Annotated in this window: 18 protein-coding genes and 1 pseudogene; 3 read left to right on the forward strand and 16 right to left on the reverse strand. The window is 61.8% G+C overall.

The genetic code is table 11. The features are described from left to right. Window positions 1–1,119: 1,119 nt before the first annotated feature. The 14 genes and pseudogenes from JKL45_RS26115 to JKL45_RS26180 all read right to left on the reverse strand — a co-directional run bounded on the left by JKL45_RS26115 (window position 1,120) and on the right by JKL45_RS26180 (window position 17,521). Window positions 1,120–2,043 carry a manganese catalase family protein gene (locus JKL45_RS26115; protein WP_201864726.1) on the reverse strand — a complete coding sequence of 308 codons (924 nt, stop codon included), beginning with the start codon at window positions 2,041–2,043 and terminating at the stop codon, window positions 1,120–1,122. A 322-nt stretch (window positions 2,044–2,365) separates the two neighbouring features. After that, window positions 2,366–3,752: pseudogene (locus tag JKL45_RS26120) on the reverse strand (transposase). A 223-nt stretch (window positions 3,753–3,975) separates the two neighbouring features. Continuing rightward, window positions 3,976–5,388 carry an FAD-dependent oxidoreductase gene (locus JKL45_RS26125; RefSeq protein WP_201864727.1) on the reverse strand — a complete coding sequence of 471 codons (1,413 nt, stop codon included), beginning with the start codon at window positions 5,386–5,388 and terminating at the stop codon, window positions 3,976–3,978. Beyond that, on the reverse strand, window positions 5,385–5,999 hold the full coding sequence (locus JKL45_RS26130; protein WP_201864728.1) for a cysteine hydrolase family protein: 615 nt from the start codon (window positions 5,997–5,999) through the stop codon (window positions 5,385–5,387). The genes JKL45_RS26125 and JKL45_RS26130 overlap by 4 nt, the downstream gene beginning before the upstream one ends. Further along, window positions 5,996–8,059, reverse strand: coding sequence for a hydantoinase/oxoprolinase family protein (locus tag JKL45_RS26135; RefSeq protein ID WP_201864729.1), 2,064 nt, complete (start codon window positions 8,057–8,059; stop codon window positions 5,996–5,998). The genes JKL45_RS26130 and JKL45_RS26135 overlap by 4 nt, the downstream gene beginning before the upstream one ends. Next, window positions 8,056–9,789 carry a hydantoinase B/oxoprolinase family protein gene (locus JKL45_RS26140; RefSeq protein ID WP_201864730.1) on the reverse strand — a complete coding sequence of 578 codons (1,734 nt, stop codon included), beginning with the start codon at window positions 9,787–9,789 and terminating at the stop codon, window positions 8,056–8,058. Before JKL45_RS26140 ends, JKL45_RS26135 begins: the two co-directional genes overlap by 4 nt. Further along, entirely contained in the window at window positions 9,786–10,664 is an 879-nt protein-coding gene (locus JKL45_RS26145; RefSeq protein ID WP_201864731.1) for an isocitrate lyase/PEP mutase family protein, read from the reverse strand. Before JKL45_RS26145 ends, JKL45_RS26140 begins: the two co-directional genes overlap by 4 nt. Then, window positions 10,661–12,091, reverse strand: coding sequence for an MmgE/PrpD family protein (locus JKL45_RS26150; protein WP_201864732.1), 1,431 nt, complete (start codon window positions 12,089–12,091; stop codon window positions 10,661–10,663). Before JKL45_RS26150 ends, JKL45_RS26145 begins: the two co-directional genes overlap by 4 nt. A gap of 13 nt (window positions 12,092–12,104) precedes the next feature. Further along, the gene (locus JKL45_RS26155) at window positions 12,105–12,806 is read right to left on the reverse strand and encodes an ABC transporter ATP-binding protein (RefSeq protein WP_201864733.1); all 702 of its coding nucleotides are present in this window, start codon (window positions 12,804–12,806) and stop codon (window positions 12,105–12,107) included. Continuing rightward, on the reverse strand, window positions 12,799–13,542 hold the full coding sequence (locus JKL45_RS26160; RefSeq protein WP_201864734.1) for an ABC transporter ATP-binding protein: 744 nt from the start codon (window positions 13,540–13,542) through the stop codon (window positions 12,799–12,801). The genes JKL45_RS26155 and JKL45_RS26160 overlap by 8 nt, the downstream gene beginning before the upstream one ends. Beyond that, a complete protein-coding gene (locus JKL45_RS26165; RefSeq protein ID WP_201864735.1) occupies window positions 13,535–14,503 on the reverse strand; it encodes a branched-chain amino acid ABC transporter permease in 969 nt (322 codons plus the stop codon). The genes JKL45_RS26160 and JKL45_RS26165 overlap by 8 nt, the downstream gene beginning before the upstream one ends. After that, entirely contained in the window at window positions 14,500–15,372 is an 873-nt protein-coding gene (locus JKL45_RS26170; RefSeq protein ID WP_201864736.1) for a branched-chain amino acid ABC transporter permease, read from the reverse strand. Before JKL45_RS26170 ends, JKL45_RS26165 begins: the two co-directional genes overlap by 4 nt. Before the next feature lie 62 nt (window positions 15,373–15,434). After that, on the reverse strand, window positions 15,435–16,652 hold the full coding sequence (locus tag JKL45_RS26175) for an ABC transporter substrate-binding protein (protein ID WP_201864737.1): 1,218 nt from the start codon (window positions 16,650–16,652) through the stop codon (window positions 15,435–15,437). A 2-nt stretch (window positions 16,653–16,654) separates the two neighbouring features. After that, window positions 16,655–17,521 carry a GntR family transcriptional regulator gene (locus JKL45_RS26180; protein WP_201864738.1) on the reverse strand — a complete coding sequence of 289 codons (867 nt, stop codon included), beginning with the start codon at window positions 17,519–17,521 and terminating at the stop codon, window positions 16,655–16,657. A gap of 150 nt (window positions 17,522–17,671) precedes the next feature. Between JKL45_RS26180 and leuC the strand changes: the two genes are divergently transcribed. Together leuC and leuD are read left to right on the forward strand one after the other, a co-directional pair. Continuing rightward, window positions 17,672–19,090 carry a 3-isopropylmalate dehydratase large subunit gene (gene leuC / locus JKL45_RS26185; RefSeq protein WP_201864739.1) on the forward strand — a complete coding sequence of 473 codons (1,419 nt, stop codon included), beginning with the start codon at window positions 17,672–17,674 and terminating at the stop codon, window positions 19,088–19,090. After that, window positions 19,090–19,728 carry a 3-isopropylmalate dehydratase small subunit gene (gene leuD, locus JKL45_RS26190; protein WP_201864740.1) on the forward strand — a complete coding sequence of 213 codons (639 nt, stop codon included), beginning with the start codon at window positions 19,090–19,092 and terminating at the stop codon, window positions 19,726–19,728. The genes leuC and leuD overlap by 1 nt, the downstream gene beginning before the upstream one ends. A 540-nt stretch (window positions 19,729–20,268) precedes the next feature. Here leuD and hfq read toward each other — a convergent pair. Further along, the gene (hfq, locus tag JKL45_RS26195) at window positions 20,269–20,511 is read right to left on the reverse strand and encodes an RNA chaperone Hfq (protein WP_201864741.1); all 243 of its coding nucleotides are present in this window, start codon (window positions 20,509–20,511) and stop codon (window positions 20,269–20,271) included. A gap of 94 nt (window positions 20,512–20,605) precedes the next feature. Continuing rightward, on the reverse strand, window positions 20,606–20,845 hold the full coding sequence (locus tag JKL45_RS26200; RefSeq protein WP_201864742.1) for a hypothetical protein: 240 nt from the start codon (window positions 20,843–20,845) through the stop codon (window positions 20,606–20,608). Between the two features lie 134 nt (window positions 20,846–20,979). Here JKL45_RS26200 and JKL45_RS26205 point away from each other — a divergent pair, with 134 nt between their 5' ends. After that, entirely contained in the window at window positions 20,980–21,261 is a 282-nt protein-coding gene (locus JKL45_RS26205; protein WP_201864743.1) for a hypothetical protein, read from the forward strand. Window positions 21,262–21,509: the final 248 nt, after the last annotated feature.

Below are 21,509 nucleotides of genomic sequence, written 5' to 3' on the forward strand. Positions count from 1 at the left end.
TTGCTCACGTCGCGCCACACGGCGTATCACCTGCCGGGGCTCTAACGGCGGCTGGATGAAACTTCAGTGGCAGGTCAATCGCGAACAACATCTGCGCGAGCAAAAGAAAAGCGCCCTCTCTTGTGAGGGGCGCTCTAAGGTCCGACTCGTAGGGGCAAATATAACAAAGCCGGTCCAGTCCATGTACTCAGTCAAACCTCATCCGTCTGTCGTATAGCCGACATAAGAAACAAGAATTGTGCCCGCTATCTTCATTGTGAATAGGACAAGCATTCCAATCTAAGCTTATATGCTTGTTGTATACCTCCGGCGATGTAGGTATGGGGAGGCTCCCGTAGGGGCAAATACGGGTTCAAGGGCTACGAACATGGTCACAAGACCAGGCGCGGCCCTTGTTTCATGGGCGCTCCGGCTCGGTCACAGCAGCCGCGTCAAAACCGCCGCGCAATTTGGCAGGAGCTGCAGATAGAATGAGCTTGCCGCGCCTTTGAGCGGCGGTACAGACGGATGATGTGGTAAGCCAAGAGGGCGAGTGCTGGCAGTGCCAAGACTGTCAGCCAGATGAGACCGAAGCGGGTGGTAACTTTCCTCCAAGAAGCGCAACTTTGCCACGGTTCGGAGCGCCGATAGAGCCATTTTTCGATCCCTATACCCTTGGCAACCTCCCCTTCACCACTCCCCTGCATCCTGCTCCCTCCTGACCTCCAGCGAGGGAGCCTTTTCGGATGCAGATCTCTTGGGATGACGTAGGCCGTACGGAGAGCACAGGCATGCATTGGGTGACGAGGCTGGGGATCGACGTGTTCATTTCGCAGAGGGCCATCGACAACTGGAGGACAGATCCACATGGGTGTCACCATGTCGTCGAGCTCTCCTCTAGCGGTGGGAGGAACTACAGCCTTGGGACTTTCGAGCCTTGCCAAAAAGAATAAGGCTTAACGGCCGATTCGATCGCGCAGAACAGAGGCCGGAAGCGTTACCATCCCGTGCCCGGCAGCGGTTTGGTCTAAATACGGAGCTCAGAGCAGTCGAAGCCGCAGTTCCAGTGACAAACCTGTAGAGACTTTCAGATCTGACACGGGAGAACGGGAAAGAGCTTGAACTCTTTCCTGCCGATGTTTAGCGCGATGCCTTGTAGAGCTTGGTGGCGATCTCGAACATCTCCTCAGGCGCGTAGTCCGGTGTGAAGGCCGAGGGAACGCCGGTGAGTTGCTGGATCTTGCCCCCGTCCGGCATGCCGTCGACCACCGTCAGCTCGCCCGGAGGATCGTCAGGCAGAGCCACCTCGCCGTTGCCCCAGATCCCAGCCATCTCTTTGTAGTCGTCAGGGCTGAAGGTGTAGAGGCGCCGGTGCGAGCCTTCGTCGAGGTATTTCTGGCATTCCGGGATGTTGCCGAGCGGAATGTTGGGCGTCGGCAGCATCTTCTCAATCTCGACGCCCGTGATCTTCTTCAGCGCCAGCGCATAGGCGTGGGCATGAACGGAGCCGCGGACCAGGAGATAACCGCAGACCTCACGTCCGGTCGGATCGGTCAGGGTTTCATAGACGCGCAGCTTGTGCAGCCTCGCGCCGCACTCGAGATGGAAGTTGTGCAGGAGATCGAGCACCACATTGCCGGTCGTTGTGATGAAGTCGTTGTTCCACGACTGCCCGTTGCTGTTGACCGGCATGGCGCCGCCACCGCCTGACAGGAAGGCTGCCGCAAGCCGGATGTCCTTCATGTCCTCGAACGGGGCCTCGGAGATGTCGCCGCCGTCCTCCTCGTCGGCATCGCTGTCAGGCCCGTTGTTGAGCATCGCGACGCCGTTGCTGACCAGCTCTACGTGGCCGAGCTCCTCGGCCGTGATGGCAGCCACCAGGCTGTAGAAGGGGCGAAGCTTGCTCTTGCTGCGGAAGTTGAAGCTCTGGAACATGTAGTTCCCAAGGGTCGACATCTCCCCGTACTTGCCGCCCAAAAGCTCCTGGAGAGCCGCGGCGGCGTTGGCGTCCTGGCGCTTGGGGGTTGGCAGATCGATTTGCAGCTTGTCGACACGTAGGAACATTGGACGTCCTTCCCGCGGTTAAGTGCGGGAAACCGACAAACGAATGTCTGGTTCCTTGGCAGGCGGTCTTTAGATTTCCAGCACGGTCGCTCCGAACAGCGATCATGAGACAAAGTCGCCAACGGCACGGGTCCGAATGAAGGTCAGCGCATCCCAGCATTGGGGAACTACAGCTAAGGTCAGCCTCGTGCCGATTTTGTTGATTTAGTCGGCCAGAGGGAGCGATGACGGTCTGCGGAGAGCTTTTCAGAGCTGCGGGATCGCCGTGTTCAGCTCAGCGTCTGGGCTCCAGAGGTGGGGCCGGGCTGGTTGGGGCACATCGTCATGCTCCTGCCCCGGCGAACGTGGGCATGGGCCGCAGCTGGGCGAGCCTTCTCAGGTTCTGAGCCGTAGCCGCCAGCAGGAACTCGTCTCTGGCTCCACTCGGCCCGCGTAATCTTAGGCGTACCAGTCTCAAGATGCGTTTGAGGTGGGCAAACAGCATCTCGATCTTCTTGCGGGAATGACGAGAGCGCTCGAAGGCCGGAGTTCCCGCCAAAGCACGGGCCACATCGCGCGCATCCTCATCCAGATCGCGTGGGATCCGACGCCGGGGCGTGTTGGGACAGCAGAGAGACTTCAGGTCACATCTCTGACAATCGGATTGCCTGGCCCGGTAGAACCGGACGCCATCTTTGGTGACGCCTGAGCGCCGGGTGGTGAAGTTGCGGCGGTACTGCACCAGACGTTGGCCGCCCGGGCAGGTGTAGTGGTCCTGCTCCGGACCATAGACAAAGTCGGACCGTGAGAAGGTGCCGTCAGTGCGCTGTGATTTGTCGAAGACCGGAATGTGCGGCGCGATCTTCTTCTCCTTGACCAGCCAGGCCAGGTTCTCGGCCGAGCCATAGGCGCTGTCTGCCGCCAGATGCTGCCGGCTTGAGCCCAAACCGCTCAGCGGTGCGCTCGAGCATGGTGCGAGAAGCTCCGACCTCCGCCTGACGGATAGCGCGCGTCGCCTCCGCATCCAGGACGATCGCGTGCTGGGTATCGATCAGGTAATTCGTGGCATAAGCGAAGAAGGCATGCCCCTTGTGAGCGCCTGTCCATTGGGCTGCTGGGTCTAACGGTGAGACAAACTTTGGCGTGACCTCACTGGCGGCCCCGAAGGCGTCATCATCAAGAGTGGCCAGATACTCCTCAACGGCGCGGCTGGCGTCGGTGTTGTGTTCCTTGGCCTGCCACTCATCGCCTGGGACCGAGCGCTGCTTGTTGGCGTCGGCCGCAGTCAAACTGGCATCCACGGCGAAGCCTTCGCCGCCCACCAGTCCTTCTGTCAAGCACCGCTCGACGACGGTTTCGAACAGGTGGCGCAGGATGTTGCTCTGGCGGAAGCGACCATGCCGGTTGCGTGAGAAGGTGGAATGATCCGGCACCTTGCCCTCAAGACCAAGGCGACAGAACCAGCGGTAGGCCAGGTTGAGGTGGACCTCCTCGCACAGGCGCTGCTCCGAGCGTAGGCCCATGCAGTATCCTACGATGAGCATGCGCATCATCAACTCGGGATCAACCGAGGGCCGTCCGATGGAGCTGTAGAAGGGCTTGAGCGCCGTGCGCACGCTCTCCAGGTCGAGGAAGCGGTCGATGTGGCGCAGCAGGTGGTCGGCGGGAACATGGTCGTCAAGGCAGAAGTCGTAGAAGAGCTGCGCCGGAGCCGTCTGGAAGCCCATCATCGTCCTGCCCTCCTCAAAGCGACAGGAGGATGGAATCACGCTAACGCAGTCCGATCAATGCCCGACTAAATCAACACTATATGTAAAGAGGAGACATTGCATACCATACTAGTATGGCATTCGCTCCCTATATTGATTGCTCCATGAGCATCTCAGTTACAGCGATCCAGTATTATACCTGCACAACGCCTACGCGGCGCGAACCTCATACGTGTAGGACCTTCTAATTGATTTTATGCGACATCGTTCCTGCTCGGGCAGTAGCGAGGCCGGCCACGCGACCCAAGGCGACGGCTGAAAGAAGTCCGTTTCCGGATAGGTAGCCTTCCGCCTTGGAACCTGAGACGCCGCAGGCTGCTCCTCCGACAGCTAAGAGGTTGGGCAGCGCCGTTCCGTTCTCGCGCATGACACGAGCTTTGCCGTCGACCACAAGCCCGCCTTGGGTGTGGAACAGCGCCCCGGTAACTCTCACAGCATGATACGGGGGTTGCAGAGGTGGCGTGCCTGCGAAGTTGCGTCCGAAACTGTCTAATCCGCCGGCATGCTTCAGCGCATTGGCCTCCTCAAAGTTTGCTTTCAGGCTTTCTATGGGAAGGCTCATCTTACTCGCGAGCTCCTCGATGGTTTCCGCTGTCAGAATGGCGCCGAGCGCTTCTGCCTGACGGAAATCCTCGAACTGCCGGGCAATGCCGGCGATGCGCGCATCGAAAATTGTCCAGGCAATTCCTTCCGGTTGCCGCAGCACGACAGCCGCCTGCTCAGAATACCCGTGGCTTTCGTCGGAGAAGCGCTCGCCGCGCAGGTTCACCTGAAACCCGCCTTCCGTGATCGTCGCCCATGTGATGAGAATGCCATGGGGATGCGCGACCGACCCATGCCCCTGGTGACCCGACAGGTGCCGCGTGGCAGCCCCCAGCGCCTGTCCCCAGAGCAGGGCATCGCCCTGATTGCTCTCGTGGCCGAAGTAAAGCGCGTTGCCGAGTTCCGGAATATGGCGCTGTACGAGATCCTTGTTACCGCCATAACCATTGCAGGCGAGGATGAGCATTTCGCACTCGATCCTCTCCTTTGTGCGGTCAGGGCGCTCGACCTCCACTCCCACAACACGGCCGTCCAGTTCTGCGAACAAGGACGTAACACGGGCACCGCAGAGAAGATCGACGCCCGCCCGGTCTGCCGCCTCGCGCAGACGGTCGACCAATTCCGTACCGGACCGGGTCGGCAGGCCGTGCATCCGGCAGACAGTATGTCCCGGATAGCGAAAATTCTCGATCACGGAAAATGGCAGATCGTGATGATCCGCAAGCCATTCGATTGTCGGTCCGATCGCCTCGGTCACCGTCTTCAAGAGCAAAGGATCCGGCTCGCCGCTCGCCTTGGCGGCGATATCGCGACCGAACAGCTCCGGGCTGTCGACGATGCCGGCCGCTTTCTGCCACCGGGTGCCGGGAGCGGGGATCAATCCGGCCGAGAGAGCCGTCGAGCCACGCGGCACGGCATCACGTTCGAGAACCAGGACATCCTGTCCGGCCTCGCGGGCCGACAAGGCTGCGACGAGGCCCGCCGCGCCAGCACCGATGACGACGATCGGCACCTTCACGTCGAAGGCAATCCCCTCCGCCAAAAGAATGCTCATGCGCCTTCGATCTCTCTCATGACCTCGGAAATGGAAGCGACACGGCAGACCGGCCGCAAGCCATTGATGGCAGTAGCATGCACGGCAGGCGAGAAAGCCGCGCACCCGTCTTCGAGCACAACGGTGTCCAAGTCGCGCACATGTGCATCACGCACGGTCGATGCGACGCCACCATTGGTGACGATGCCGCAGACGAGAAGCCGCTCGATGCCGCACTTGCGCAGCACCCATTCGAGTCGGGTCATGTAGAAGGCCGAATAGGCGATCTTCTCGACGCTCAGATCGGCCGGCTGCAGGACATCTACGAGTTGATGTCCCCAGGCGCCAGGTTGGAAGTCTCCATTCGTGAGGAAGGGGCGAAGCTGCTTGAGATGAGGCGAGATAAGCAGTTCACCGCCTTTTGCCGGCACCAGTGTGAACTGCGTCGAGACGACATGGCCGCCCTTGGCGCGCAACAGGTCAGCCAGTGGCTTCACTCGTTCCGGAAGGGCTGCGATCTCCGGCGCCCCCTGCCCCGCCCGCCCATAGGCGCCCTCCGGATGGAGGAAGTCGTTCTGAAGATCGACGATGAGGAGCGCCGTGCGCTCCACCGGGGTGGCGGCTTCGCTCATACGGCGCGCTCCACGATGATGTTGCCGAAATCGTCAACCCGCGCGACGAGATCCGGATCGATAACGGTGGTCGCGTCAGGCTGCTCGAGAATGGCCGGCCCATGCACGACCGCGCCGATCGGCAGGTCGAGGCGCGCATAGATCGCGGTGTCATGCCAGCCGCCGTCGAACCAGACCGGCCGGCTGCCGAGCCTTGCCTTCTCCAGACTCGCGGAAGCCTCGGGCGCGAGCGCCGAGAGGTCGAAATGAGGCCTGCGTCCCACAGCGGCCGTGCGCAGGTTGACAATCTTGGCAGGCACCCCCGGCAGGAGGCGGCTGAACGAGGCTTGGTAGGCGCGCTCGAAAGCCTCCCGGACGATGGACGCAGTAATTCCCGTCGTTCCGTTCTGGAGCGAGACGTGAAGCGGAACGCTAACTGTGTGGGTCTGGCCCACATAATGCATGTCGAGCCCGAACAAGATGTCGATCCGCTCGACCGAAAGGCCGGCCTCCTCCACAACCGCGCGGGAGGCTTCCCCCTCCTCGACCATGCGCTGATCGAGAGCCGTGTCGTCGAGCTGGTCGAGAAGCAGGTTCACGGTCTGCACCTGATCGTGCCGGATATCCGCGATGACACAGCCGAGCGCCGAGGTCACGCCTGGATAGCGCGGCACGAGCGCAGCCTTCAGGCCCACATCCTTGATCAGCGCTCCCACATGCAGGGCTCCCCCGCCACCGAATGGCACGGCGGCAAAGCGACTGGGGTCATGTCCGCGTTCAATGGACACCAGCCGGATAGCGCCGGCCATCCTACCGTTTGCAACTCGCACGATGGCCTCTGCCGCCTGCATGGGGTCAAGCGCGAGCGGCTCCGCCACGTGCTTGGCGATGGCAGCCTTCGCGGCTTCGACATCCAGACGTGCAAGCTTTCCGCCGATGGGGCGCTCAGCATTGATGCGCCCCAGCACTACATTGGCATCGGTGAGAGTCGGGCGCGTGTTGCCCTGCCCATAGGCCACCGGCCCAGGGCGCGATCCCGCGCTCTCAGGTCCGACTTGGAGTAGCCCGCCCGCATCCACACGGGCGATCGAACCTCCGCCCGCTCCGATCGTGGTGATCTCGATCATGGGCGTCCGGATAACGAGGCCGAAATCGATCGTGGTCTGTGCCGCAAGCGCCGTCTCGCCGTCGATCACGATTGATACGTCGAAGGAGGTTCCACCGAGGTCCCCTGTGATCACGTCCGGAAAGCCTGCGGCTTTCGCAATAGCGGCTGCAGCAATCACACCTGCCGCGGGGCCAGACAGGGCCGTGCGCACAGGTAGGCGCCGGGCCGTCGCGGTGGACATGACACCGCCGTTCGACTGAACGATGTGGAATTTGCCCGAGAACTTCTCCTGTGCCAGAGCCTGATTCAGCTTGCCGAGATAGCTGCCGACCACCGGCTGAAGATAGGCGTTGAGCGCCGTCGTCGATGTGCGCTCAAACTCCCGGATTTCAGGCAGGATCTGAGCCGAGCACTCGATGTTTTCGTTCGGCCAGACCTCTCGTGCCGCGGCGAGGGCCTTCAGTTCGTTCGCGGGACTGGCATAAGCGTTGATGAAGACGATGGCGAGGGCCTCAGCGCCACGCGCCAGCAATATCCGAGCGATCTCCTTGACCTCGTCCGAATTGATTTCCTCCCGGATGGTTCCGTCCGCCATCGTGCGTTCGCCCACTTCGAGGCGCAGGTCACGATCAATGACCGGAACGAAATCCCCCCAGAGCCCCCAAGTGTTCCGGCGGTCGCGCCGGCGCATCTCAAGCACATCCCGGAACCCGCGTGTGGTGATGAGGCCGATCCGAGCACCCTTGCGCTCCAGCAGGGCATTGGTGCCCACCGTCGTGCCGTGCACGATGGAGCCGAGCTGTGCAAGAGCTCCGAAGGTCTTCAGACCTTCGAGAAACCCAGTGGCTTCGTCGCCGCGGTTCGACGGAACCTTTGCTGTGCGGAACCGGGCTGCATCCTCGTCGTAATAGAACAAGTCCGTGAATGTCCCGCCCACATCCACGCCGACGATCTTTCCCACGACGGCGTTCATGCGGCCGCTCCCTTTCCCAGAGCGACGGTCGCGCTCTCGTCCACTTCGCCATTTTCCGTCACCACGACGCCGTAATCCCGCGCCGCCATCTCGGCACTGACATAGCCAAGCCGCACGTCACGGGCGACGCGCTGCGGGTCACGCTCCAGAGGATTGCCCCACCCGCCCCCACCAGGTGATTCCAGGCGCACGCGCTGTCCTGCTCGGATCTTCACGTTCGCCACCTTGGAAGCCATCGGCGGCGACTGCTCGCCATCATCCGTCTGCCAGAAGAACTGGTTCAAAGACGCAGGCAGGCCACCAGCCACGCCGAACGGCGCGAACCTTCCGCGCTCGCCGAGGAGGAACACATCCGCATCCGTCAAGGACTCGATCTCGTAGATCGCGCCGACACCGCCGCGATGGATTCCCGCTCCTGCGGAATCCGGCCGCAGCGCCCATTGGGTGAACATCACCGGATAGGCGGCCTCCAAGATTTCCGCCGGCGGGATCGTTGCCGTCGAAATCGGATTGTTGGCATGGTTCAGGCCATCGCTCTCCGGGTTGCCGCCGAGGCCTCCGCCGAAGAACGAGAACATTACCCACCGCGATCCGTCGGCGCGGTGCCCCGCCAGCGAAAGAGCATTGATCGTGCCGAACGGCCCGGCCGTCGCACGGCTCGGATCTGCCTTGGCCAAAGCGCCGAAGACGACGCCGATGACGCGGAGGATCGTCTCCGTATATCCCCCGACTGGCTTCGGCGCTTTGACGCCAAGGAGCGTCGTGCTTGGAATGACAAAAGTGATCGGCCGCAGGCAGCCGGCATTGGCCGGAACGTCGGTGAAGACGTGCTTGAGGGCCACATAGCAACAGGCGACCGCCGTGGAATAAGCGATGTTGAGCGGTCCGGCGCAGGGCGCGGAGGAGCGTGAGAAGTCCAGAACCATGGAATCCCCGGAGACGGTCAGGTCCAGGGCGATCGTGAGCCGCTCATCGGTGATGCCGTCGTTGTCGAGGTAATCTTCGAACGAATAGGTGCCGTCCGGCAGCGCACTGACGGCGGCGCGCATCATCGCCTCCGCGCGATCCGAAAAGGCGTCGAAAGCCGTGGCGACGGTCGCATCGCCATATTCGTCGAGAAGTTCCGTCAGGCGGCGCTCGCCGAGATCGAGAGCATTGATCTGGCCGTTGAGATCGCCAAAATTCGACACCGGCACGCGCGCATTTGCCGAGAGGATCGCCAGGATGTCCTCGTTCATCACCCCTGCCCGCATGAACTTGACGGGCGGAAAGCGCACGCCCTCCTGGAAGCTTTCGGTCGCCTGCGCGTTGAAGCCACCCGGAACGTTGCCGCCGATATCGAGCCAGTGGCCGACGGAAGCGAGCCAGCAATAGAGCTTGCCGTCCCGGAAGATCGGCCGCACGAGGCGGAAATCATTCAGATGCGTACCGCCGTCATAGGGATCGTTGAACAGGAAGGTATCGCCTGGCTCCAGCCCCCCTTCCCTATCGACCTTGTCGATTACGGCCTTCACCGCAAACGCCATTGCGCCGACGAAGATGGGCAGCCCGTTCGTCCCCTGCACAAGGGTCGCTCCGGTGACGGGATGGTAAAGCCCATGGCAGGCGTCGCGGGCCTCCGCAATGATCGGGTTGAATGCGGAGCGATAGAGGGTTGCGTCCATCTCGTCTGCGATCTGCTCGAGGCGGCCTTTCAGGACGGCCAGGGTGACGGGATCGATAGCACTCATTGGCCATTCTCCCGGTCGAAGGATCCATAGCGCTCGCCGAGCGCCAGCATTTCAGGTGTGCCGATAAGACGGTTCAGCGCCGTAAAGTCGAACATGCGATCGCGGAAAGGTTCGTTGGTGCCGTGGGTTTGAAGCGAGCGGTAATAATCCTGCGCGGTTCGGGCCAGGGCACGCACGATGCCGCCCGGGAAGATCACGAGACGGAAGCCGAGTGTGCCGAGGTCATGCGCCGATGACAGAGGCGTCTCCCCACCCTCGACCATGTTGGCGAGGAGCGGGCGCAACGATCCGAGGGCGGACGTGACCGCAGCGAGCTGCTCGCGGGACCTGGGAGCCTCCACGAACAGCACGTCGGCCCCCGCCTCTGCATAAAGCCGGGCCCGCTCGATCGCCGGCTCAAAGCCCTCGACGGCGACCGCATCGGTGCGGGCGACGATGATGGTTTTCTCGGAAGCGCGGGCATCCACGGCTGCCTTGATCTTGCCGGCCATCTCATCGGCAGGAATAATCGACTTATCCTGCAAATGGCCACAGCGCTTGGGAAAGCTCTGATCCTCGAGCTGGATTGCTGACGCGCCGGCCCGCTCGAAGATCCGCACTGTGCGCTGGACGTTGAGCGCATTGCCGTAGCCGTTATCCGCGTCCACCACGAGCGGGGTCGACACCCGGTCACGCACCAGCGCAATGGTCTCGGCGACTTCGCTCAAGGACACCAAGCCGATATCGGGGCGACCGAGGCGGGTATAGGCGATCGCCGCGCCGGACAGGTAGAGCGCTTCGAAACCGGCCTCCGTTGCGATCGATGCGGTCAGCGGATCGTAGATGCCGGGGGCGACGACGATCTTGTTCTGAAGTAGCCGTTCTCTAAAACTCATTGTGAAAAACCATGTTGGGGAGAGCGTGCAAGAAGGTCCAGAAGCTGGCGGATGTCAGATGCGCCATCGATAGCGTCGACCTCGTCCATGATGCGCTCCGCATGCGGGCCGCTCCAGACGGGCTCCACCAGCTCACGGAACTTGGCGCGAACATCCTCGGGCGAGTACGGATCTTCCGTATCGCCCTTGTTGGTGAGCACCTCGGCCGCCAATTGCCGGCCGTCCCTCAGGCGCACCCGCACCCGGGCTGGGCGCAGGCCCGGAAGCATCGCCGTCAGCGCTGCATCCTCACGCACCGAGACGCGGCGTGCGAGATCGCGGGCGACGGCATTCGCCTGGGCCTCTTCACGGAAGGCCGGCACGCCGGCGGCGCCATTGACGATGTAGGTGGCGAGTGCGAACGGCAGGGAGAATTTTGCGGCGAGCATGTTCTTGGGTTCGGCCGAGTCGAGCTGCGCCGCCCAGACATAGGTATCGACCTCCATCGCCTCGATGGAGGTCGGATTGATCGAGCCACCCAGCTGGCGCGTAATTTCGCCGAGCGCGTCGAGGGCGCCGTGCGTATAGCGGCAGGCCGCATGCCGCTTGAAGTAGTTGCGGGCGATCTCCCAGCGCTCGCCGAGCTCTAGTACCATCTCGTCCGGCTGAAAGTTCTCAGCGATTACGGTGCCATAGACGGTCCCGACACCATCAGTCTCCCCGATGAAGCCGGAAGCCTGCAGCTCCCAGGCCAAAAGACCGAGCTGGTTCGAGAAACCCGCATAGGTGTTGCGAACGGTTCCGCCTTCCAGCATCGTGCGCCGGCTCGTAGAGAGGCCGAAGCTCGAGGCCAGGTTGATGGTCTCGATTATCTGCTCCGGCGTTGCCCCTTCGAGCCGGGCCGCCGCCAGAGCAGCGCCGATCGTGCCCCACGTGCCGTGGGGATGCATGGTCACCCTCAGTTTCGACGCGATGCCGATGCGGGACCCAATTTCATAGCCGAGGGTGATCGCCAGGATCAGATCCGGGCCGGGAACGGCAAGGCGCTCGCTCGCCGCCAAGGCCGCCGGGACCACATGGATTCCGGGATGTCCGCGGGCATATTGATTGCCCTCGTCCAGCTCTAGCATAGTGCCCGCCGTACCGTTGAGTAGGCTTGCGAGCAGTGCGCTCATGCGGCGCCCGGCTCCGATCACCGGAACCTGCCCTTCTGTCCTCTCGCGCTCACCGAGCCGCGCGACGAGGCTGCGCATCTCGGGCTCCTGCATTCCGGCCGCGATGGCGCCGATGCAATCGAGGATCACGAGCTTGGTACGCGCGACCACGGGCTCCGGCAGGTCCGAAAACTTGATCCGGGCCGCGAAGCTGCCCCATTGTCGGAGCCATTCGGGCTGGCCGTCCTGCAAAAGGACGGATGCGGGAATGACATTCTGCGTGACGATCGTCATGAGGTCTTCTCCGTCACATGCCGAGATAGGCGCGCTTGAGCTCAGGATCGTTGCGGACCTGCTCAGCCGATCCCGACAGCGCGATGGTTCCGTTCTCCAAAATATAGGCGCGCGAGGCGCATTCGAGCGATTGCACCACATTCTGCTCGACGAGGAGGATCGGCAGGCCCTCGTCATTGAGACGGCGGATCAGGGCGAACATCTCCTCCACGAGGAGCGGTGACAGGCCGAGCGAGGGCTCATCGAGGATGAGCAGGCGCGGTTCCGCCATCATCCCGCGCCCAATCGCCAGCATCTGCTGCTCGCCGCCAGACAAGGTGCCGGCCGCCTGGCCGCTGCGCTCCCTCAGGCGCGGGAAAGTGTCGAAGACGCGTTCCAGATTGCTGGACCGCCGCTTGCGCCCACGCCGATAGCTGCCGAGCTCAAGATTCTCGCGCACCGACATGTTCGGGAAGATCTTGCGGCCTTCCGGCACCTGGATGAGGCCCGCCTCTACGATGTCCGCCGAGGATGCGCTGGTGAGGAGCTTTCCGTCGAAACGAATCTCGCCATCGTTCGCGCGCAGGACACCGGAGAGAACCTTGTTCAGCGTCGTCTTGCCCACGCCATTGGAGCCCAGCACCGCGACGATCTCGCCGGCGCCGACGGACAGATTGAGGCCCCGCAGTACCTCCGTGCCGCCATAGCCCGCTCTCAAAGCCCTGACCTCAAGCATGGACCTTCTCCCGCTTCAAGCGCTCGGCCGCGCCGGCCCCGAGATAAGCTTCGATGACCTTCGGGTCGTCGCAGACATCGGCGGGAGGCCCTTCGGCGATGATGCGGCCCTGCGCCAGCACATAGACCTGCTCGCAGAGACTCATCACGGCCTGCATGACGTGCTCGATCATGAGGATCGTGACGCCCTCGTCACGGATCGCCCGGATGACGGGAATTATGTCGCGGATCTCGGAAGGATTCAGTCCTGCCAGCACTTCGTCGAGCAGCAGCAGCTTCGGCTCCGTTGCGAGAGCGCGGGCGAGTTCGAGCCGCTTGCGACCCGCCACCGTCAGGCTAGAGGCCGATTTATCGAGTTCGGGGCCGAGACCGACACGCTGGCCTACCCTCTCGGCACTGGCCAACGCATCGCTGCGCTTCGCATGGCGCAAGTGCGCGCCCACGGCGATATTCTCGAGGACGGAAAGGCCCGCGAAAGGCTGCACGATCTGGAAGGTCCGGGCGATGCCACGGCGGGCCCGCACATGCGGCTCGTCACGGCTGATATCCTCCCCCTCGAACAGCACGCGCCCCTCGCTCGGCTTCTCGAAGCCGGAGATCAGGGTGAATAGCGTCGTCTTTCCGGCACCGTTCGGGCCGATCAGGCCGGTGATGGAGCCTGCCTCCACCTTGAGGGACGCCTGGTTGACGGCGACGAGGCCACCGAAGCGCTTGGTCGCATTCTGCACCTCAAGCATGGCGAGCGGCTCCTCTTGATCGGGCAGAGCGGCGCATCAGGCCGAGGATGCCCGCGGGAGCGAACGCGACGGCCGCAACCAGAAGGCCGCCGAAAACCATGAGATCGATGCCCGGAACGCTGCCGGCCGCGAGCTTGGTGATCTCGCCCAGTCCGTGCAGGGCCACCGCGCCGACCAGTGGCCCAAACACAGTTCCAAGGCCACCGACTATGGGAGCGAGGATCACCTCCACTGAAATCCAAGTGCCGTAGGCGATATTGGCATCCACATAGAGGAAATACTGGGCATAAAGGCCGCCGGCCGCCGCCGTCACAGCCCCGGATACGGTGATCGCCCCGAGCTTCACCCGCAGCGTATCGACGCCGAGAGCCTTGGCCGCCGCCTCGTTCTCGCGCACGGCTACGAGTTGTGCTCCGAAGCGCGAGCGCTCGATCCAGCGGGTCAGGAGGAGCACGGCGCCGACGAGGGCCAGCGCAATCCAGAAGAAGGCGCCCCGGCTCTCGAACTGGAAGTTGCCGGGCCGCACATCCAGTTTGATCAGAACACCTGCAGCTCCGCCCGTGAAGGTCGCCGCATTGGCGAGAATGCGCAGCACCTCGGCGAAAGCGAGTGTAACCAGGGCGAAATAGGAACCGCGAAGGCCCGACCGGAAGCTCAGATATCCGATCACCCAGCCGACGGCCGCGCCCACCACCGTTCCGATGGCGAAGGCGACCCAGGGATTGATGCCGAGGCGAACCTGGAGCAGCGCAGCCGCATAGGCGCCGGTTCCGAAGAAGGCGGCATGGCCGAACGAGAACTGCCCGCCGAAGCCGCCTAAGATGTTCCACCCCTGCGCGGCGAGGGCGATGATGAGGGTGAAAACAAGGAAGTTGAGAACCGTGTTCGCCGTGATGAAGGCCGGCACAAAGGCTATGAGCGCGATCAGGACGACAATCGGGGCGATGTCACGGAATGTCATGCCTTCGCTCCGAACATTCCCGTTGGCCGTACGAGCAGCACCAGGATGAAGATGAGGAAAATGCCGATCTGTCCGAGAGAATCCCCGAGGAAAAGCCCGCAGAGGCTCTCTACGACCCCGATGAACAATCCGCCGAGGAGCGCACCTGGGATCGATCCCATGCCGCCCAACACGACGATCGTAAAAGCGACCAGCACGAAAGCTTGCCCGATGCGCGGATTGACGTAGAAGGTGGGCATGAGCAGGCAAGCCGCCACGGCGAGGCAGGCGCATCCGAGCCCGAACGTCACGGCATAGACATGAGCGACGTCAATGCCGACGAGGCTCGCACCGAACTTTTCCTTGGCAACGGCCCGGATCGCCTTGCCGGTATCTGTGCGCGAGAGCAGAAGCCACAGGAGCACGGTGACCAATATTGCCGCTCCGAACCCGATCAAACGGGGCTTGGAGAGTAGAAGCGGCCCGAATTCCACGACCTGAAAGCCGTAATCGGTGTTGAGCGTGCGCGTATCCGAGCGAAATCCGGCGAGCAAGGCGTTCTCAATCGCAATTGAAAGCCCGAGGGTCACGAGCAGGATGTTGCTGTCGTTGCCATGGCTTGCCGGCCCGATCACGAAGCGCTGAACGGCATAGCCTAGCCCAAAGAAGAGAGGCGTCAGCGGCAGGATGGCGAGATAAGGATCGAGACCGAAGGCCTCATACACGACCCAGACGGCAAACATAGCCGCGGTGAGCAGCGCGCCATGGGCGAAGTTGATGATGTGAAGGACACCGTAAACCAGGGTAAGGCCGAGCGCGATCAGCGCGTAGACGGCACCTGCCATCAGTCCGTTTACGACGGCTTCCGCTATGATGGCGGGTGAATACATCGTCGAAGTCACTCCTCAGAGGCCCTGGGGAGAGAATATCGCCCCAGGGCCATTGCTCAGGATTAGCCGGTCACGGGGAACTGCGGCTTCGCGTCCGCAAAGGTATCGGGAAAGATCACCTTGATGTCGTTGCCCTGCACCTGCGTGTTGACTGGCGCGGCGCCCATATTCTGTCCGTTGACGAACTTCGTCTCGCTATAGGGCATGATGTGGTCCTTGAAGGTCGAGGTGTTCAGCGCCTCGATGATCTTCGGGCGGTCGGCCGAGCCGGCACGGTTGATCGCGTCGGCCAGCAGCTTCACGCAGGAATAGTTCAGCGGCACGTTGTAAGCGAAGACCTTGCCCTGTGCCTCGACCTGCTTCTTGAGTTCTAGGGCTTTGGGATTGCGCGGATCGTACCAGTGGTTGCAATCCATGATGCCGTTGGATGCCTCCGTAAACTCCTTCACGAAACGGTAGTTCGAGGCCGCGCCATTGAGAACGGCATAGACGCCCTTGGGCCGGATACGCTGTTGCTGCATCGTGCGCGCGAGCAGGACGAACTCACCATAATAGCTCGACGGGATCACAAGATCCGGGTTGAGTGAACGGATGCGCAGAGCGACATTCGACATGTCGCGTGCAGGGGTCGGATGCGCGATGGTCTCAAGAATTTCGAAGCCGCGCTTCGGCAGCTCCGCCTGCATGAGCTTGGCGAGACCCGAGCCAAACAGGCCGTCCTCATGTACCAGCACCACCGTCTTGGCCGGTTTTCCGGCGCCGTCGTTCAGCTTGACCAGATTGTCGAGCGCGAATCCGGTGACGATACCGAAGCCGGGGGCGAAGCGGAATGTGTTCTTAAGGCCGCGCTGCACGATCGGATCGCTGACGCCCACATCGACGATGTATGGCAGGTCATAGCGCGCTGCGGCCTGGGTGGCAGCCAGGCAGATGGGGCTTGCGAATCCGCCAACGATGGCCGCAACACCATCGGCCTGCATCTTCTCGACCTCCTGGGTGCCGGCCTCGGGGTTTGAACGGGCGTCGCCAAACACCATCTCAAGCTTGGCGCCGCCGAGACCCTTGAGGCCGCCGGAATCGTTGATCTCCTTGATGGCCATTTCGGCGCCCATACGGCCGAATTCACCGTCCTGGGCGAGCGCACCTGTGACGGGTTGCAGGATACCAATCTTCACGGATTGCGATTGTGCGCGCAGGTAAGCTGGCATGGCAAGCACAGCCGCCGAAGCGGCACCTGCTCGCAAGATGGAGCGACGCGTTGGGCGCATGATGTTCTTCATGTCTATGTTCTCCTCTGGTTGGACACCCGCACCGGTCGGGGCTTTGGCTCGAGGCTCTTCGGCCCCTTTGCTTTGCGCTCTTGCAGTTCAGGTCTTTTGGGGGACGGCTTAGCCACCGGATTCCATCGGCGGGCACCGACGGCGCCGGTCCGCACAAGGTCCATGTGGAAGGAATACCGATCCGGCCTGTAAAGGGCATGGAGATGCTCCACGCCCTGGCCTGACGGATCCCACACGACACGGGTGAGCGAGAGAAGGGGCGAGCCGATCTCCAGCCCCAGAGCTTCGGCCACGTCCGGTCCGGCCAAGGTCGCGCCGATGCTCTGGCTCGCCTCCTCGACCACGATGCCTGATCGCTCCAAGAGCCCGAGGAGCGGCATCGAGGCGAGATCGGCCTCGGAATAGGTGACGCCGATGCGCTCCGGCACGTGGGTCACGAGATAGGAGAAAGGCGCGCCGTCAATGAGACGGACGCGGATCGAGCGCTGCGCCCGCTCCGTCGGCTCGAGCCCGAGTGCGCCGGCAACGCTCTCCGACGGGTTCACATAGGCAAAGGAAAGAAGCCGCACGCTGGTCCGGCGACCCATCTCGACCAAATGGGACAGCACATTCGAGAGATCCGCCACGATCGGCTGCACCGAGTTGCCTTCGCGGACGAAGGTTCCCGAACCGGGGCGGCGGTCGATGAGGCCGTCGACGGCCAGGGTGTCGAGCGCACGCCGCACCGTCACGCGCGAAACCCCGTATTCGGCTGCAATCGAAAGCTCCCCCGGCAGGCGGGAGCCGGACTCCAGCGCTCCGTTCAGAATGCGCTCGCGCAGGAGAAGATAGATACGCCGCGCTTTGAGGGGTTCGACTGCTTCCACCAAGGCCGTCCGCTCCAATCTGCGACAGTGTTGACTGATGCAAAGGACAGATATCTGTCTACCTTATAAGACATTTCACTTGCGTCAAGCCGCCGCTTTGGAAATACTGGCGATGCTCTGACATGAACATGAGAGCGTATTCAGGAGAGCGATATGGCGGGAAGCCCCTCCGGTCCGCGGACCCTGTTCGACAAGTTATGGGATAGCCACGCGATCGTGACGCGGGAGGACGGACAGACCCTGCTCTGGGTTGATCGCCACTTCGTGCACGAGGGTTCGTTCCATGCCTTCAATAAGCTGACGGAGCGCGACGCCAGGGTTGCGCACCCGGAACTCACCTTCGGCATCGCCGATCACTATGTGCCGACGCGCCGTTCCGGACGCAGCATCGATCCGGCCATCCAGAACATGATCGATCAGCTGGCACGCAACACGTTGGAGAACGACGTGTTGCTGTTCGGACTCAACGATCCGCGCCAGGGCATCGTCCACGTGGTAGGTCCCGAGCAGGGCTTGACGCTTCCGGGCCTGCTCATCGTCTGCGGCGACAGCCACACCTCAACGCACGGCGCCTTCGGCGCATGGGGTTTCGGCATCGGCGCCTCCGAGGTCGCACATGTGCTGATGACGCAGACGCTCTGGCAGCGAAGGCCAAAGCGCATGCGCATCACCGTCGATGGAACGCTGGCGCCCGGAATCGGCGCCAAGGACATTGCCCTCTCGATCATTGCACGCATTGGTGCCGACGGCGCGCAGGGACATGCAGTCGAATATGCGGGCTCCGCCATCCGTGCGCTGTCGATGGAGGGGCGGCTCACACTGTGCAATCTCTCAATCGAAGCCGGTGCGCGCTGTGGCATGGTCGCCCCCGACGAGACAACGATCGCCTATTTGCGTGGCCGTCCCTTTGCGCCTGCGGGCGACGAATTTGAGCGTGCAGCGGAGGATTGGCTGCGGTTGCAGAGCGACGAGGATGCGGAGTTCGACCGTGAGATCATCCTCAATGGTTCCGAGATCGCTCCGGTTGTAACCTGGGGTGTCAGCCCCGAGGATGCGCTGCCGATCACGATGGCGGTGCCGGATCCCGAGGTAATCTCGGATCCGAGCAAGGCTGCCCAGATTCGGGACGCATTGGCCTATATGGATCTAAGACCGGGACAGAAACTGACCGACGTTTCCATCGATCGCGTCTTCATCGGCTCGTGCACAAACAGCCGCATCGAGGATCTGCGGGCGGCGGCCCAGGTGCTCTTCGGCCGTAAGGCGAAGGTGCCAGGCCTCGTCTCGCCCGGCTCATCCCTGGTGAAGCAGCAGGCGGAATCGGAAGGGCTCGACCGGATCTTCAAGGAGGCCGGGCTCGAATGGGTTGAGTCAGGCTGCTCCATGTGCGTGGGTATGAACGGCGACATCGTGCAGCCCGGCGAGCGCTGCGCGTCGACCACCAACCGCAATTTCAAGGGTCGTCAGGGACCCGGCGCACGGACCCATCTCATGTCGCCAGCCATGGTTGCGGCCGCCGCCGTGACCGGATCCCTCGCCGATGTCCGGCGCCTGATCGAGGAGCGCTCCTGATGCAGCCCTTTCAGTGCCTGACCGCTCCGGCATGCCCCCTACCCTACGCCAATATCGACACCGACCAGATGATCCCGGCCCGCTTCATGAAGCGCTCACGAGCCGAAGGCTATGGCGGCTACCTGCTTCACGACATGCGCTTCTCGAGCAGCGGTAGGGAGATCGCCGACTTCCCCCTCAACCAGACGCCCTATCGCAACGCGCAGATCATCGTAGCAAGGCGTAATTTCGGGGCAGGTTCCTCACGCGAGGCCGCTGTCTACGCCCTTGTGGATTATGGAGTCCGTTGCGTGATCGCGCCGAGTTTCGGCGACATTTTCGCGTCCAATTCCGTCAACAACGGCCTTCTTCCTGCCAAAGTGGGCGAGAGAGACGGTGAGGCGCTGATCGGGCTTCTCCAGGAGACTCATGCGGAACTGACCGTGGATCTCGAGGCGCAGACGATCTCGGTGAAAGGAATCTCGGTTCCATTCGTCATCGATCCTGTCTGGCGGACGAAGCTTCTGAACGGCTGGGACGATATCGACATCACCCTCAGCCAAGCCGATGCGATTGCGCGTTTCCGAGAAGAGGACTCATTGATACGCCCATGGGTGACACCGAGGATACGCGACGGCGCTGGCCAGACTACGATGTGAACTTTGTTTCGATCTGAATCGAGGTGCGCGCTGATCTCCGCTCTGCCGGAATCTATTCATCATGTAGTGTAATTACTTAGATAGGGGTTCTCTCTACCATCTGACGCTATGCCTGGCCGAACTCGGTTTAAAGAACTCTCCATTCCGAAAATCCAGTACGCCTCTGTTCACCAACTTAGTTTCTACACCTACCGATCAGCACTGAGCTCTGCTTATCAGTATTCTGATTGGGTGGACTAGAGCAACGAGCTTGCCATTGGAGTACGATTCGCCATGGAATGTGGTGCTGAAACAAAGCATTAGCGGCGACGCACTGGCTCCATCAGAACCACCATTGCTCTAGACCCTAAAGATGCAATCTTGAAAGGCTGCGTTGGGTCAAACTCTCACCTTCCGGTCGCCCAACGAACGTCGGCTGTCAGGTGCCGAAGCAGACTCAACTCTTACGTCGCAGGTGTGCGGAAAGGCTACTCCGAGAGGCCGCGTGGCCCCTGATACGAATCTGAGCCGTATCCTCAACGCTGTTTGAGAAGGGCTGATTCACCCGACTGAAACGGGGTCAATCAGTTGAACAGGCTCTGCTGGGTTGATCGCAGAAATTGCATGCTTGTAGACGACTTGCGTCCCATTACCTCGGACAAGCTGTAACGTGAAGTTGTCAAACGATCTGATCTGGCCCTGTAGCCTGATCCCATTTGCCAGAAAGATAGTTACCTCCACTCTGTTATCGCGAAGGTGCTTCAGGAAAAGGTCCTGAAGGCTTGAGGCGCTTTGTGTGGCCAATGTCCGGTCCCTAATGGAAGGCTATTGCACCAGAGCAGGCTAGCGCTGTCAAAGGAATTGGACCATAAGATCAAAGCCGGTCTTCTCCCGAGGATTAAAGCTCCTGCTGAACGACGTTCTGTCCGTCAAGATAGGCTTGGATAATCCCGGAATCTTCTTCCCGTGAGAAGACATCCAGGGAGCTTGATGCACCACGAGCAATGATCTTCCCGTCCTCCAGATGGACGTGACCCGCGCTCACCACCGTGGCTGGGACTGACTGGGCCATGTGGGAGTGCTGCATGAACTCGGGAAAGAGCAGCGGGAGCAACTCGCCGCCGTCAAGTCGGAGCATAACGTATTTCATAGGCATAGAGCCCTCCCATTGACGTCATAGCGATAGTCTCCCTACCTCTGATAGGAGCCTCCTCTGGAAATACCCGATGTCCGTACCCACGTGGGCCGCTTTATCACCGAAAGGATACTCCTATGTTTGAGAAGAAGCAGAGTTACACGCCGACAGAGGCTCAGAGAGCCTATGAACAACTGGATCAGCTTGTTGCGAAGAACGCAATCAATCCACGACAGACGGGTGTCTATCGGCGACACATTGCCAGTCGCATTCAGGTCACGCTGAAGCCATCCTATACCGCACAGGCGGCACGACGCGCCAAGGCCGAGATCGTGAAGCTGACCGAAGCTGGGACGGTTGCCATGAAGTCGGCAGCGGCGTACCGAGCACACATCACCAAGCGCACTCGGACAGCTTGATTCCGGGAACTTACGTTCCTGACCGTGCGATCAGTTCAGGGCGCTGTGAGCGGTCTTCCGGCTTGGTAGCGTGGCATTCACCCCGCACAATGTCGTGCGGATCCCATTCTGCGCTTGAGGCACAACGCAGAAGAGGCCCTGATGTGCTGGTAAGTCACGACTGTTAGTGCAATGGGCGTTCGTGAGCTACTTCTTCCGCCCGAACAAGGCGGCGAGCAGGCCCCTCTGCTCATTGGCAGGCTGAGGCT

The organism is Microvirga soli (assembly GCF_016734765.1).
Lineage (GTDB): Bacteria > Pseudomonadota > Alphaproteobacteria > Rhizobiales > Beijerinckiaceae > Microvirga > Microvirga soli.

What these genes read in the sequence shown, in the direction of transcription:
- JKL45_RS26115 (WP_201864726.1), bottom strand. Translation starts at nt 2,043, where the DNA reads ATGTTCCTACGTGTCGACAAGCTGCAAATCGATCTGCCAACCCCCAAG.
- JKL45_RS26125 (WP_201864727.1), bottom strand. Translation starts at nt 5,388, where the DNA reads ATGAGCATTCTTTTGGCGGAGGGGATTGCCTTCGACGTGAAGGTGCCG.
- JKL45_RS26130 (WP_201864728.1), bottom strand. Translation starts at nt 5,999, where the DNA reads ATGAGCGAAGCCGCCACCCCGGTGGAGCGCACGGCGCTCCTCATCGTC.
- JKL45_RS26135 (WP_201864729.1), bottom strand. Translation starts at nt 8,059, where the DNA reads ATGAACGCCGTCGTGGGAAAGATCGTCGGCGTGGATGTGGGCGGGACA.
- JKL45_RS26140 (WP_201864730.1), bottom strand. Translation starts at nt 9,789, where the DNA reads ATGAGTGCTATCGATCCCGTCACCCTGGCCGTCCTGAAAGGCCGCCTC.
- JKL45_RS26145 (WP_201864731.1), bottom strand. Translation starts at nt 10,664, where the DNA reads ATGAGTTTTAGAGAACGGCTACTTCAGAACAAGATCGTCGTCGCCCCC.
- JKL45_RS26150 (WP_201864732.1), bottom strand. Translation starts at nt 12,091, where the DNA reads ATGACGATCGTCACGCAGAATGTCATTCCCGCATCCGTCCTTTTGCAG.
- JKL45_RS26155 (WP_201864733.1), bottom strand. Translation starts at nt 12,806, where the DNA reads ATGCTTGAGGTCAGGGCTTTGAGAGCGGGCTATGGCGGCACGGAGGTA.
- JKL45_RS26160 (WP_201864734.1), bottom strand. Translation starts at nt 13,542, where the DNA reads ATGCTTGAGGTGCAGAATGCGACCAAGCGCTTCGGTGGCCTCGTCGCC.
- JKL45_RS26165 (WP_201864735.1), bottom strand. Translation starts at nt 14,503, where the DNA reads ATGACATTCCGTGACATCGCCCCGATTGTCGTCCTGATCGCGCTCATA.
- JKL45_RS26170 (WP_201864736.1), bottom strand. Translation starts at nt 15,372, where the DNA reads ATGTATTCACCCGCCATCATAGCGGAAGCCGTCGTAAACGGACTGATG.
- JKL45_RS26175 (WP_201864737.1), bottom strand. Translation starts at nt 16,652, where the DNA reads ATGAAGAACATCATGCGCCCAACGCGTCGCTCCATCTTGCGAGCAGGT.
- leuC (WP_201864739.1), top strand. Translation starts at nt 17,672, where the DNA reads ATGGCGGGAAGCCCCTCCGGTCCGCGGACCCTGTTCGACAAGTTATGG.
- leuD (WP_201864740.1), top strand. Translation starts at nt 19,090, where the DNA reads ATGCAGCCCTTTCAGTGCCTGACCGCTCCGGCATGCCCCCTACCCTAC.
- JKL45_RS26200 (WP_201864742.1), bottom strand. Translation starts at nt 20,845, where the DNA reads ATGCTCCGACTTGACGGCGGCGAGTTGCTCCCGCTGCTCTTTCCCGAG.
- JKL45_RS26205 (WP_201864743.1), top strand. Translation starts at nt 20,980, where the DNA reads ATGTTTGAGAAGAAGCAGAGTTACACGCCGACAGAGGCTCAGAGAGCC.